This window comes from Diaphorobacter ruginosibacter, assembly GCF_014395975.1.
Taxonomy (GTDB): Bacteria; Pseudomonadota; Gammaproteobacteria; order Burkholderiales; family Burkholderiaceae_C; genus Diaphorobacter_A; species Diaphorobacter_A ruginosibacter.
Map to the genome: position 1 here is coordinate 4,086,042 of NZ_CP060714.1, position 12,548 is coordinate 4,098,589.

The following is a 12,548-nucleotide window of genomic DNA, read 5'->3' on the forward strand; positions in this document are numbered from 1 at the left end:
TTTTTGCTAGTGCTATGAGAGTTTGCATCCCTTGATGATTCACTGAACCATAGGAGCTTTCCCATGACAAGCCCGCACATCGCTGGTGCCGCCAGCGACCTGACGAACGACGATCTGGCGCCCACCACCGCGGCGCAGCGAACCTGGCGCTGGTATCACTTCACCGCATTGTGGATAGGCATGGTGATGTGCATTCCGGCATACACGCTGGCAGCCAGCCTCGTCGAGGGGGGCATGTCGGCGATGCAGGCGGTGATGACCGTCTTCATCGCGAACGTGATCGTGCTGGTTCCGATGCTGCTCATCGGCCATGCGGGCGCGAAATACGGCATCCCCTATGCGGTGCTGGCCCGCGCCTCGTTCGGCACGAAGGGCGCCAAGCTGCCCGCCGTGCTGCGCGCCCTCGTGGCCTGCGGCTGGTACGGTATCCAGACCTGGTTCGGCGGCCTGATGATCTACACGCTGCTGGGTGTGATCATTGGCCATCCGCTGGAGAGCGACAAGATACCGGGCCTCGGGATCAATCTTGCGCAGCTGATCTGCTTCCTGGTCTTCTGGGCCATCCAGTTCTACTTCGTGGTGCACGGCCTCGAATCCATCCGCAAGCTCGAAACCTACACCGCCCCGGCCAAGATCATCATCTGCTTCGTGCTGCTGTGGTGGGTCTATGAAAAGGCCGGCGGCTTCGGCCCCATCCTGCACAAGCCGTCCGCCTTCGAGGCCGGCGGCCCCAAGGCAGGCCAGTTCTGGACGACCTTCTGGCCTTCGCTCACCGCCATGATCGGCTTCTGGGCCACGCTCGCGCTCAACATTCCCGATTTCACTCGCTTTGCCAAGTCGCAGCGCGACCAGGTGGTCGGACAGGCCATCGGCCTGCCGGTTCCCATGGGCCTGCTGGCCGCCCTTGCGGTGATCGTGACATCCGCCACCGTGGTCATCTACGGCAAGGCCCTGTGGGACCCCGTCGACGTGGCCGCACGCATGACCGGCGCCGCCGTGCTGATCGCGCTGATCGTGCTGCTGGTCGATACCGTGAGCGTGAACCTGGCCGCGAACCTGGTCGGTCCGGCCTACGATTTCTCGGCGCTCAATCCGCGCAAGATCAGCTACCGCACCGGCGGCTACATCACGGTCGCCATCGCCATCATCATGATGCCCTGGAAGATCCTGGAATCCACGCAGGGCTACATCTTCACCTGGCTGATCGGCTACTCCGCCCTGCTCGGCCCCATCGCCGGCATCCTGATGGTGGACTACTTCCTCATCCGCCGCACCCACCTCGACGTGCCCGAGCTCTACAAGGAAGACGGCAAGTATTCGTACTCCGGTGGCTGGAACTGGGTAGCCATCGCCGCCTTCGTGATCGGCGTGGCACCCAATATCCCCGGCTTTCTGAACGCGGCATTCCCCGCAAGCTTTCCAAACGTAGGCAGCGTGTTCAAGGAGCTGTATGCCTACGCATGGTTCATCGGCCTGTTCATCGCGGCAGTCATCTACCGCATCGGCATGGCCGGACACGTGATCTCCTCGCAAGCCACTTTGAGGCGGGCATGAGATAGGGGCCGCCCGCCATTGGTGCGGAGCGGCCTCTTTTTGGTATCGATGGATGGAACGTGCAGCTGAAGCAGCGATTCCATGCCAGGGTCTTCAGCAAGAGTTTTCAGTGAGCCAAGCAAAGGAGCAACATGATGAGCACAGCCAGCCGCCCCCTTCTGATCCGTGGTGGCACCGTAGTGAATGCCGACCGCGAAGAGCGCGCCGACGTATTGATCGTCGATGGCAGGATCGCTGCAGTCGGAGAAGCGGCTGTTGCCCAGGCTCCCTCCGGTGCCGAGACGCTGGATGCCAGCGGCCAGTACGTCATGCCCGGCGGCATCGATCCGCACACGCACATGCAGCTGCCCTTCATGGGCACGGTCACGGCCGACGACTTCTTCACCGGCACGGCCGCGGCCCTGGCCGGCGGCACGACCAGCATCATCGACTTCGTGATTCCCGATCCGAAGGAGCCGTTGATGGACGCCTACCGCAAGTGGCGCAGCTGGGCGGAGAAGGCCGCGTCCGACTACTCCTTCCACGTGGCCGTGACCTGGTGGAGCGACCAGGTGCGCGAGGACATGGGCACGCTGGTCCGCGAGGAAGGCGTGAACAGTTTCAAGCACTTCATGGCCTACAAGAACGCCATCATGTGCGATGACGAAACGCTGGTGAACAGCTTCAGGCGCGCCCTGGAGCTCGGCGCCATGCCCACCGTGCATGCAGAGAACGGCGAGCTGGTCTACCTGCTGCAGCAGGAGGTCGCGCGCATGGGCATCACCGGACCCGAAGGCCATCCCCTCTCCCGTCCGCCCATGGTCGAGGCCGAGGCCGCCAACCGCGCCATTGCCATTGCCGATGTGCTGGGCGTGCCGATCTATGTGGTGCACGTGAGCTGCATCGAGGCCGCCGATGCGATCGCACGCGCCCGCGCCCGTGGACAGCGCGTCTATGGCGAGGTGCTGGCAGGCCACCTGACGATCGACGACAGCGTGTACCGCCACCCCGACTACGCTACGGCGGCAGCCTACGTGATGAGTCCGCCGTTCCGCCCCAAGGAGCACCAGGAAGCCCTGTGGCGTGGCCTGCAGGCCGGCCACCTGCACACCACGGCAACCGACCACTGCACGTTCTGCGCGGCGCAGAAGGCGGCCGGCAAGGACAACTTCGCCAAGACGCCGAACGGCACGGGCGGCGTGGAGGAACGCATGGCCGTGGTCTGGGACGCCGGCGTCAACACCGGGCGCCTCACGCCCAGCGAGTTCGTCGCCGTCACCTCGGCCAACACCGCCAAGCTGTTCAATGTCTACCCTCGCAAGGGCTTCGTCGGCGTGGGTGCCGACGCCGACATCGTGCTGTGGGACCCGAAGGCCACCAAGACAATGTCGGTGAAGACGCAGCACTCCAAGGGCGACTTCAACATTTTCGAGGGCCGCCAGGTGACGGGCATCCCGAGCCACACCATCAGCCGCGGCAAGGTGGTCTATGCCAACGGCGATCTGCGCGCGGAGAAGAACGCGGGCCAGTATTTCAAGCGGCCGGCTTTCGGCCCCAACTTCCAGGCCGTGCAGAAGCGCGCCCAAGACCTCGCACCTGCTGCGGTTGAACGCAAGGGCTGAGCGGCATCTGCTGCAAAATAGCCCAAGGAGATAACCAAAATGGATACCAAAGTGAAAAGCAACAACACCGACGTCAGCCATCTGCGCGTGAACGGCGAACGCCTCTGGCAATCGCTGATGGAGCTCGCGGAAATCGGCGGAACCGCCAAGGGCGGCGTCTGCCGCCTGGCGCTCACCGACCTGGACAAACAAGGACGCGATCTCGTCACGCGCTGGGCCAGGGAAGCGGGCATGACCGTCACCATCGACAAGATCGGCAACGGCTTCATGCGCCGCCCCGGCCGCAACAACAGCCTGCCGCCGATCATGACCGGCAGCCACATCGACACCCAGCCGACAGGCGGCAAGTTCGACGGCAACTACGGCGTGCTGGCAGGCATCGAAGTGGTGCGCACGCTCAACGACCACAACATCGAAACCGAGGCTCCCATCGAGGTGGCCTTCTGGACCAACGAGGAAGGCTCGCGCTTCGTTCCGGTGATGATGGGCTCGGGCGTGTTCGCCAAGGCCTTCACGCTGGAGCACGCGTATGCCGCCAAGGACACCGACGGCAAGAGCGTGAAGGAAGAGCTCGAACGCATCGGCTACGTGGGCCCCGAGGAGCCCGGCGATCATCCGATCGGCTACTACTTCGAGACCCACATCGAGCAGGGCCCGGTGCTGGAGGACAACGACAAGACCATCGGCGTGGTGACGGGCGTGCTCGGCATCCGCTGGTACGACTGCACGGTCACCGGCATGGAGGCGCATGCGGGCCCGACACCCATGGCGCTGCGCAAGGACGCGCTGCAGGTTGCCACGCGCGTGATGCAGGAAGTCGTTGCCTGTGCGCACCGCCACCCGCCCCATGGACGCGGTACCGTCGGCATGGTGCATGTGCACCCGAACAGCCGCAACGTGATTCCCGGCCAGGTCAAGTTCAGCATCGACCTGCGCAATGCCACCGACGCGGACTGCGAGGCAATGGACGCGGACATCCGCGCCGTGGCCGATCGCATCAGCAAGGAGACGGGCCTGCCGATCAAGATCGACCTGGTGTCGAGCTATCCCGCGCAGCCCTTCAACCCCGAGTGCATCGAGGCGGTGCGCCGCGGGGCCGAGACGCTGGGCTATTCCAACATGAATGCCGTGTCGGGTGCGGGGCATGATGCCGTGTACATGGCACGGCTTGCGCCCGCGGGGATGATCTTCATTCCCTGCAAGGACGGAATTTCCCACAATGAGATCGAGGACGCCAAGCCCGAACACATCACCGCGGGCTGCAACGTGCTGCTGCATGCGATGCTGGAGCGTGCCGGAACCTGATCCTGGATCCGGTTTTTCGAATGAGAAAAGGGCCTGCTGGCCCTTTTGTGTTTTTATATTTCTGGAGTCGCGCCTTCAGTTAGCCAGCGCCGCCAAGGCATCCCCCGTCAACCGATACCGGATCCACTCCTTCTGCGGCAGCGCTCCGAGGCTGTCGTAGAACTCAAGGGAAGGCGTGTTCCAGTCCAGGCAGCTCCACTCGAACCGCCCGCAATCCTTTTCCAAGGCGATCCGCGCCAGCGCCTTCAGCATCGCCTTGCCCGCACCATGACCGCGCGCGGCTCCATCGACATAGAGATCCTCCAGATAGATCCCGTTGCGCCCCTGCCATGTGGAGTAGTTGAAGAAATACACCGCCATGCCCACAGGCGCTCCGTCCAGCTCGCAAATCAGGGCATGTGCCGTCGCATCCGGGGAAAAAATGGTTCGGTGCACATGCTCGGTCGTGGTCAGGACCTCGTTCTCGGCTTTCTCGTAGATGGCCAGATCGCGCACGAAACGCAGGATCGTCGGCGTGTCCTCGATCACCGCCGCGCGCACCACCAGGGAAGATTCATTGCTGCTCATCGCTTCTTCACTCACTCATTCACTCAACGTCAAACTCAAACTCTATCTCTATCTGGCAGCCGGAGTCACCGGCGTCACTCGACCCGCAGCCCGCTGGCACCGGCCTCCACACGGCCGATGACCGCCGCGGAGCCGAAGCCTTCGCGCTCGAAGATCGCCAGCACGTCCGCCACGCTCTCGGGCGCGCAGGACACCAGCAGGCCTCCCGAGGTTTGCGGATCGCTCACCAGGTTCTGCGTCGTGGCGGGCAGGCCCTTCGCGATCTGCACCTCGGCGCCGTACGCGGCCCAGTTGCGGCCGCTTGCGCCGGTCACGTTGCCGTCCTCGGCAAGCTGCACCACGCCCGGGAGCAGCGGAACCTTCGCCCAGTCGACCACGACCTGCACCCCCGCTCCGCGCGCCATCTCGAGCGCATGGCCGGCCAGGCCGAAGCCCGTCACATCGGTGATCGCATGCACGCCGGGCAGTTCCGCCAGCAAAGGGCCCGGGGTGTTCAGGCGCGTGGTGTTGGCGATCATCTCACGATAGCCTGCATCGTCCAGCTTGAGCTTCTTGAGCGCTGCGGAATAGATGCCGACGCCCAGCGGCTTGCCAAGCACCAGCACGTCGCCCGCCTTCGCCTCGGCATTGCGGCGAACGCGATCCGGGTGCACCAGTCCCATCGCGACCAGGCCGTAGATCGGCTCGACCGAGTCGATCGTGTGGCCGCCCGCGATCGGGATGCCCGCCGCACGGCAAACGTCCTGGCCACCGCGCACGATGGCACCGATCACGTCGAGCGGCAACTGGTTGATCGGCATGGCGACCAGCGCCAGCGCCATGATGGGCTTGCCGCCCATCGCGTAGACGTCGGACAGCGCGTTCGTCGCGGCGATGCGGCCGAACTCATAGGGGTCATCGACGATCGGCATGAAGAAATCGGTGGTCGCCACCAGTGCCTGGGAATCATTGAGCCGGTAGACGGCTGCGTCGTCCGCAGTCTCGATACCGACCATCAGCTCAGGGGGAATCACCGCGTTGGCGCCGCTGGATTGGAGAATCTCCGACAGCACGCCCGGGGCAATCTTGCAGCCGCAGCCGCCGCCATGTGACAGCGACGTGAGGCGCGGCAGCGTCGGGGTGGCCACGGGGATGTTCGGGGAAGGGCTGCTGGCAGTCATGGCAAATCTTCAATCGGAAAATGAAATGCAGGTGGCATCCATCATCCCAGATTTGCGGCCGGGGCCAGGCCGTGCGGTTACTTCGCTTGGCGGGCGGGCGCGCCTACGGGCTATAGTTGCGCCCTCACCGCAAGTCTGTCATGTCCCACTTCCAGCCCGTACGCCCTGCCGACCGCCACCGTTTCGACGCCATCATCGACGCGCGCTCGCCCGCCGAGTTCGCCGAGGATCACATCCCCGGAGCCATCAATTGCCCGGTGCTGGACAACGAGGAGCGCGCGATCGTGGGAACGATCTTCGTGCAGCAGAGCGCGTTCGAGGCGCGCCGCGTGGGGGGCGCCATGGTGGCGGCCAATCTGGCCCGGCACCTGAAGGAGCAGTTCGCGGACAAGCCCGAGAACTGGAAGCCGCTGGTGTACTGCTGGCGCGGCGGCCTGCGCTCGGGCTCGATGGTCCAGTGGATGCGGCTGGTCGGCTGGGATGCACAGCAGCTTGCAGGCGGATACAAGTCGTTTCGCCGCGAGGTGATCCGGCAGATCGAGGAACGGGTTCCGCAGCTCGACCTGCGCGTCATCCTGGGTGCGACCGGCAGCGCGAAGACCCGCATCCTGCAGGCGCTCGAGGCACAGGGCGCGCAGGTGCTCGACCTCGAACACTACGCGCGCCACAAGGGCTCGCTGCTCGGCAACCTGCCGGGCGTGGCCCAGCCGTCGCAAAAGCACTTCGAGACGCAGATTGCCACCGTGCTCGAGCGCATGGATCTGTCGCGCCCCGTGTATGTGGAGGGCGAAAGCGCACGCATCGGCCGCATGTCGGTGCCCATTCCGCTGATCAACCGCATGCGCCATGCGCAGCCCATCGAGATCGCCGCCACGCCCGAAGCGCGGCTCGCGTACCTGCTTCGTGACTACGATTACCTGGGCAACGACGTACCGCTGTTGTGCGAGAAGCTGGGCATGCTCACCGAGCACCTGGGCAAGGAGGTCGTGGGCCGCTGGCAGAACTGGGCTCGCGAGCACCAGCTGTCCCCGTTGTTTGCCGAGCTGATGGCGCTGCACTACGACCCGCACTACCGGCGCTCCCAGTCCCGCCACTTCGCCCTCTGGGAAAAACGGCGCAGCGTGGAGGTCACCTCGCTTGACCAGGCAAGCATCGAGCGCATCGCCGTGCAGATCCTGGACGACGAAGGCAAGGCACGCTGAAAGCGCACCGGTGGACGGGTGAAATTCCCCACCAGACCTTGCCGGCATGCGTTGCCGGATAAGATTCCCGCTGCGTGGCCGCACACCGCATCGCCATGCACCAGCACTACCCGTGCTTTTCTCCGGGCAGTCCCCTGCCCGCAACCCCTGGCTTTGGATCGTGCCTTTGATGTGGAGTGGAGTCCCCACCCACACGTCATGGATCGCTGATAGGGCAGCCGCCTTCCGCGCTGCCCCGGTATTTTTCTCAAAGGATTTCACACCATGCAGGCCCTTGCCCGCCTGAGCCAGTTCGTTGGCAAGACGTTCGCCCTGTGGACGTTGCTCTTCGCGATTCTCGCGTTCTTCTTTCCCGCCCAGTTCAAATGGATCGGTCCCTATGTGGTGCCGCTCCTGGGCATCATCATGTTCGGCATGGGGCTGACCCTGTCCAAGGAGGACTTCCGCGAAGTCCTGCGCCGCCCGCGCGACGTGACCGTTGGCGTGCTGGGCCAGTTCGTGATCATGCCCGGGCTGGCCTGGGCGCTGTCCAAGGGCCTGAACCTGCCGCCCGAAGTCGCCGTCGGCGTGATCCTCGTGGGCTGCTGCCCCGGCGGCACCGCGTCGAACGTGATGACGTTCCTCGCGCGCGGCGACGTGGCGCTCTCGGTGGCCATCACTTCCGTCACCACGCTGCTCGCGCCCATCGTGACGCCTGCGCTCATCTATCTGCTGGCAAGCCAATGGATCGAGGTAAGCGCCGCCGCGATGTTCTGGTCGATCATCCAGGTCGTGGTGCTGCCGATCGCCCTGGGCGTGATCTGCCAGACGCTGCTGCGCGAGAAAGTGAAGGCCGCCATCGACGTTCTGCCCCTCGTGTCGGTGGTCGCCATCGTGGCGATCGTTGCCGCCGTGGTCGCCGGCAGCCAGCAGCGCATCGCCTCGAGCGGGCTGATGATCTTTGCGGTCGTCGTGCTGCACAACGGCCTGGGCTATCTGCTGGGCTATACGCTCGCCAGGATGTTCGGCATGAGCGTGCCCAAGCGCAAGACGCTGGCGATCGAAGTCGGCATGCAGAATTCCGGCCTCGGCGTGGCCCTCGCGACGGCGCATTTCTCGCCGCTCGCGGCCGTGCCCAGCGCCATCTTCAGCGTGTGGCACAACATCTCGGGTCCGATCATCGCAACCATCTTCCAACGCTTCGACAACGACAAGCGTTGACCTCCGGGTGCCGCGCCCTGCCCGGCGAGGGTACACGGCGCGCGGTTTCCCGCGGTGGGGTAAAAAGAGGGCTTCGCACCAGCCATCTTTCCCCATGCGCCCGCATTCCCACCACCTCGCACCCGCGCTCGCTCTCGCGCTCACTGCCGTCTGGAGCCTGAGCGCGCTCTTCCCCTCTGCGGCGCAAGCCGCCATCGACGGCGTGAGCACCGGGGGCTGCGAGGTGCTGGCCTCGGGCCAGTTGCGCAGCAATGACTACCTTCATTCGTTCCAGGGCGAGTGCCGCTCCGGCCTGGCCGAAGGCCGAGGCAAGGCCACCTGGAAACTGCGCCATGCCCCCGACGCGCCACCGGTGGTCTGGGAGGGCCGCTTCTCCCAGGGCATCTTTCTCGCGGAGCGCCAGACCGTGGGCGCAAGGCGCGTGGACAACACGCGGGTGCTGCTCGACCAGGGCCGCCTCGACGGCCCCGGAAACGCGTCTGCAGGACGCCTCTGGGTGGAAAGCCGCATCGACGGCAAGCTGCCCGCGTCCGTCTGCCAGCCACTCAGCCTGCAGGTATCCACCAGCGGCAGTCTCGCCGACGACGCGCTGGCCAAGGCCTGGATGGATGCCGCCTATGCACGCTGGCAGTCCACATGCAGCGATGCGGGAGCGGCCGCACTCAAGGGCCGCAGCTTGAGGGTGCAGTTGCACGAAGGCGGCAGCTGGTCGCCCGATGCCTACGGCAACATTCCGGCGGGCACCGCGCAGGCATTGCGCCACTGGGGCAGCACGTCCGGCCCGCAAGGCGATTGGCAAAGCTACACCAACCGTGCAGCCCAGAAGGTGGCGGACGCGCAGCGCGCAAAGCAGGAGACCGACGAGGCACGAGCCAACGAGGCCCGCATCCGTGCCTTTGCACGCAAGCATGGCGCGACGCGCTATGTGGAGCTGGCGGAGCTCGACAGGAATCCCTTCCGCTTCGGTGGCGACGTGCTGCTCATCGCGGTCCGGCTGGCCGAGGCACGCACCCCTGTCGAGGCCTACGTGACCCCGGCACGGGCCGCACGCACGGAATGGACCCGCGTGATCCTGCGCGGCCCGATTGCGGACTGGGATGCGCAGCCCCGCATCGTTGCGGTGCGCGTGAAGGGCCGGTCCACCGACCCCTACACGCGCGACATGCTGCTCCTGGAGATGGTGGACAGCCAGCGCTGCTCACAGCCCGATTGCGAGGACTATCTCTACATGCCGGGCCGCCGCTGGCTGCGCGACGAGAGCTTCAATGCCCGGCTGGAGCGCGTGGACGCGCAGCCGCTTCGGACGGCAGGGCTGCGCTGATTCAGCGCGGCGTTCCGTGCGAGGTGGGGGTGCCGCGCGCCTGCGCCGCCAGCAGCGCGCGCCCGGCATCGGTCAGCGCCACCATCCAGCGCCCCTCCTCCTGCTGCATGCGCAACAGGCCGGGGCCACGCTCTCCGCCCACCACCGCATCCCCCAGCAGCGTGATCTCGCGCATCAGCGAACTGGCGCTCGCATCGAGCATCTTGCACAGGCGTGCGATCGACACCGGGTCGCTGCCGCGCTCGCGCTGCTGCTCATCGAGCGCCATGAGAATGCGCAGCGCAAGTGGCAGCTCGGACGCGATGCTCATGGCTGTAGGGCCTCATGCAGGTCCAGCACGACAGGGATCGACTTCGACGTGGGCGTTCCCGCGTTCGCAGCCACCGCCGACAGGGGAACCAGCGGATTGGTCTCGGGGTAGTACGCCGCGAGATTGCCGCGGGGAATGTCATAGGCGACCAGCCTGAATCGATCCGCACGCCGCTCCTGCCCGTCGTCCCACACGGTGCGGATGTCCACCCAGTCGCCATCGTTCATGCCGAGTGCGCGGATGTCCTCGGGATGGATGAACACCACGCGCCGCTGGCCGAACACGCCGCGGTAGCGGTCGTCCATGCCGTAGATCGTGGTGTTGTACTGGTCATGCGAGCGCGTGGTGAGCAGCGTGAAGACGATGCGGCCCGGCATGCGTTCGCGAGCGCGGTGGGACGGCGTGTTGCGCGGCACCTCGTGCGCCTGGAACGCGGCCTTGGCCGAGGGCGTGCGCCATACACGCTCGCTTGCCGTGTTGCGCAGGCGAAAGCCGCCAGGCACGGACACGCGCTGGTTGAAGCGCGCGAAATCGGGAAACACCTTCTCGATCTCGTCGCGGATCAGCGCATAGTCGCGTGCAAGCCCCGTCCATGGCACGCGGCTTCGTGCCCCGAGGGTCGCCTGCGCCAGTCGCGCGACGATGGCGGGCTCGGAGAGCAGGTGCTCCGAAGCCGGCGGATTGATGCCCACGGAGAGATGCACCATGCTCATCGAGTCCTCGACGGTCACGCCCTGCGGCCTGCCGTCCTGCATGTCGATCTCGGTGCGCCCGAGGCAGGGCAGGATCAACGCCTCGCGCCCGTGCACCACATGGCTGCGATTGAGCTTCGTGGCCACATGCACCGTCAGGTCGCAGCGCTGCAGCGCCTTCCATGTTTCATAGGTATCGGGTGTGGCGGCGGCGAAGTTGCCGCCCAGCGCAAAGAAGACCTTCGCCTTGCCGTCGCGCATGTGCCGGATGGCCTCCACCGTATCCACGCCGTTGGCGCGTGGCGGCTCGAAACCGTAGACATCGCGCAGCCGGTCCAGCAGGGCTGCCGGTGGCTTCTCCCAGATGCCCATCGTGCGGTCGCCCTGCACGTTGCTGTGGCCACGTACGGGGCATGCGCCCGCGCCGGGGCGGCCGATATTGCCGCGCAGCATCAGCAGGTTCACGATCATCTGGATGGTGGCCACCGAATGCATGTGCTGCGTGATGCCCATGCCCCAGCAGGCAATCACGTTCCTCGCCCCGATGTAGACATCGGCCGCACCGCGCATCTGTGCTTCACTGAGTCCCGATTCCTCCTCGAGCAGGGGCCATGCCGCGGCACGCACGCTCTCGGAGAGCGAGGCAAGCCCCGTGGTGTGTTCATCGATGAAAGCAAGATCCAGCACGTCGCCGTGCGCGTCATGCTGCTCCAGCACATGCTTCATCATGCCAAGCACCGCCGCCAGGTCTCCGCCCACGCGCAGCTGGAAGTAGTGCGTGCTGATGGGCGTGGAGCCGAAGGTGGCCATCTCCAGCTTGTCCTGCGGATCGGCAAAGCGCTCAAGGCCGCGCTCGCGCAGCGGATTGAAGCTGACGATGCGCGCGCCGCGCCGGTGCGCCTCGCGCAGCTCGCCCAGCATGCGCGGATGGTTGGTCCCCGGGTTCTGGCCGAAGATGAAGATCGCATCAGCCTTCTCGAAATCGGCCAGTTCCACCGTTCCCTTGCCCACGCCGATCTGCGGACGCATCGCGCTGCCGCTCGGCTCGTGGCACATGTTGGAGCAGTCGGGAAAATTGTTGGTGCCGAACTCGCGCACGAACAGCTGGTACAGGAATGCGGCCTCGTTGCTGGTGCGGCCCGAGGTGTAGAAGATGGCCTCGTCCGGATCGGGAAGCGCATTCAGGTGCCGCGCAACCAGCGCGAACGCTTCGTCCCAGCCGATCGGGCGGTAGCGGTCGCTTGTTGCGTCATACACCATGGGATGCGTGAGCCGCCCCTGGTCCTCGAGCCAGAAGTCGCTTTGCTGCGCCAGCTCGCTCACCTTGTGCCGCGCGAAGAGTTCGGGCCCGGCCCGCCGCGCGGTGGCCTCCGCCGCGACGGCCTTCACCCCGTTCTCACAGAACTCGAAGGTGGAGGCATGGTTGCGATCCGGCCATGCGCAACCAGGGCAGTCGAAGCCGTCGGGCTGGTTGGCGGCCAGGAGCGTCTTCGCGCCCTTGACCGGAATGTCCTGCCGCAGCAGCGCGTTCTTCACGCTGTTGAGGGCCCCCCAGCCGCCCGCGGGGCCCTTGTAGAACGCGATCTTCTCTTCTTTCATGGCTGTCTCCTGACAGGCAGGCCCGGGGCCGGGCCGG

General features: G+C 65.8%; 10 protein-coding genes. 6 read left to right on the plus strand and 4 right to left on the minus strand.

Translation table 11 applies throughout. The annotated features are described in order from the left end of the window. The first annotated feature begins 63 nt into the window (after positions 1-63). From H9K76_RS18525 to H9K76_RS18535, 3 genes are all read left to right on the plus strand, one after another. The gene (locus H9K76_RS18525) at positions 64-1,554 is read left to right on the plus strand and encodes an NCS1 family nucleobase:cation symporter-1 (RefSeq protein ID WP_187596778.1); all 1,491 of its coding nucleotides are present in this window, start codon (positions 64-66) and stop codon (positions 1,552-1,554) included. A gap of 134 nt (positions 1,555-1,688) precedes the next feature. Beyond that, on the plus strand, positions 1,689-3,155 hold the full coding sequence (gene hydA / locus H9K76_RS18530; protein ID WP_187596779.1) for a dihydropyrimidinase: 1,467 nt from the start codon (positions 1,689-1,691) through the stop codon (positions 3,153-3,155). 39 nt (positions 3,156-3,194) lie between these two features. After that, positions 3,195-4,460 carry a Zn-dependent hydrolase gene (locus H9K76_RS18535; RefSeq protein ID WP_187596780.1) on the plus strand — a complete coding sequence of 422 codons (1,266 nt, stop codon included), beginning with the start codon at positions 3,195-3,197 and terminating at the stop codon, positions 4,458-4,460. A gap of 75 nt (positions 4,461-4,535) precedes the next feature. On the opposite strand, the gene H9K76_RS18540 is transcribed toward H9K76_RS18535, so the two are convergent. Beyond that, complete coding sequence (locus H9K76_RS18540; protein WP_187600724.1) at positions 4,536-5,027, minus strand: GNAT family N-acetyltransferase; 492 nt, start codon at positions 5,025-5,027, stop codon at positions 4,536-4,538. 74 nt (positions 5,028-5,101) lie between these two features. Next, positions 5,102-6,187 (minus strand): selenide, water dikinase SelD, encoded by a 1,086-nt coding sequence (gene selD, locus H9K76_RS18545; RefSeq protein ID WP_187596781.1) that lies wholly within the window; start codon positions 6,185-6,187, stop codon positions 5,102-5,104. A 140-nt stretch (positions 6,188-6,327) separates the two neighbouring features. On the opposite strand from selD, the gene mnmH reads away from it, so the two are divergent. The 3 genes from mnmH (at position 6,328) to H9K76_RS18560 (ending at position 9,910) form a co-directional block, all read left to right on the plus strand. Next, positions 6,328-7,389, plus strand: a complete 1,062-nt coding sequence (mnmH, locus tag H9K76_RS18550) for a tRNA 2-selenouridine(34) synthase MnmH (RefSeq protein WP_187596782.1) — start codon at positions 6,328-6,330, stop codon at positions 7,387-7,389. A 264-nt stretch (positions 7,390-7,653) separates the two neighbouring features. Continuing rightward, positions 7,654-8,589 carry a bile acid:sodium symporter family protein gene (locus tag H9K76_RS18555; RefSeq protein ID WP_187596783.1) on the plus strand — a complete coding sequence of 312 codons (936 nt, stop codon included), beginning with the start codon at positions 7,654-7,656 and terminating at the stop codon, positions 8,587-8,589. Between the two features lie 94 nt (positions 8,590-8,683). Next, a complete protein-coding gene (locus tag H9K76_RS18560; protein WP_187596784.1) occupies positions 8,684-9,910 on the plus strand; it encodes a hypothetical protein in 1,227 nt (408 codons plus the stop codon). Between the two features lies 1 nt (position 9,911). On the opposite strand, the gene H9K76_RS18565 is transcribed toward H9K76_RS18560, so the two are convergent. Beyond that, the gene (locus H9K76_RS18565; RefSeq protein ID WP_246475136.1) at positions 9,912-10,220 is read right to left on the minus strand and encodes a hypothetical protein; all 309 of its coding nucleotides are present in this window, start codon (positions 10,218-10,220) and stop codon (positions 9,912-9,914) included. Beyond that, the gene (locus H9K76_RS18570; RefSeq protein ID WP_187596785.1) at positions 10,217-12,511 is read right to left on the minus strand and encodes an FdhF/YdeP family oxidoreductase; all 2,295 of its coding nucleotides are present in this window, start codon (positions 12,509-12,511) and stop codon (positions 10,217-10,219) included. The genes H9K76_RS18565 and H9K76_RS18570 overlap by 4 nt, the downstream gene beginning before the upstream one ends. Between the last annotated feature and the right edge of the window lie 37 nt (positions 12,512-12,548).

Bases quoted from the DNA above. Each gene is read 5' to 3' on its own strand.
- H9K76_RS18525 (WP_187596778.1), top strand. From the start codon at position 64: ATGACAAGCCCGCACATCGCTGGTGCCGCCAGCGACCTGACGAACGAC.
- hydA (WP_187596779.1), top strand. From the start codon at position 1,689: ATGAGCACAGCCAGCCGCCCCCTTCTGATCCGTGGTGGCACCGTAGTG.
- H9K76_RS18535 (WP_187596780.1), top strand. From the start codon at position 3,195: ATGGATACCAAAGTGAAAAGCAACAACACCGACGTCAGCCATCTGCGC.
- H9K76_RS18540 (WP_187600724.1), bottom strand. From the start codon at position 5,027: ATGAGCAGCAATGAATCTTCCCTGGTGGTGCGCGCGGCGGTGATCGAG.
- selD (WP_187596781.1), bottom strand. From the start codon at position 6,187: ATGACTGCCAGCAGCCCTTCCCCGAACATCCCCGTGGCCACCCCGACG.
- mnmH (WP_187596782.1), top strand. From the start codon at position 6,328: ATGTCCCACTTCCAGCCCGTACGCCCTGCCGACCGCCACCGTTTCGAC.
- H9K76_RS18555 (WP_187596783.1), top strand. From the start codon at position 7,654: ATGCAGGCCCTTGCCCGCCTGAGCCAGTTCGTTGGCAAGACGTTCGCC.
- H9K76_RS18560 (WP_187596784.1), top strand. From the start codon at position 8,684: ATGCGCCCGCATTCCCACCACCTCGCACCCGCGCTCGCTCTCGCGCTC.
- H9K76_RS18565 (WP_246475136.1), bottom strand. From the start codon at position 10,220: ATGAGCATCGCGTCCGAGCTGCCACTTGCGCTGCGCATTCTCATGGCG.
- H9K76_RS18570 (WP_187596785.1), bottom strand. From the start codon at position 12,511: ATGAAAGAAGAGAAGATCGCGTTCTACAAGGGCCCCGCGGGCGGCTGG.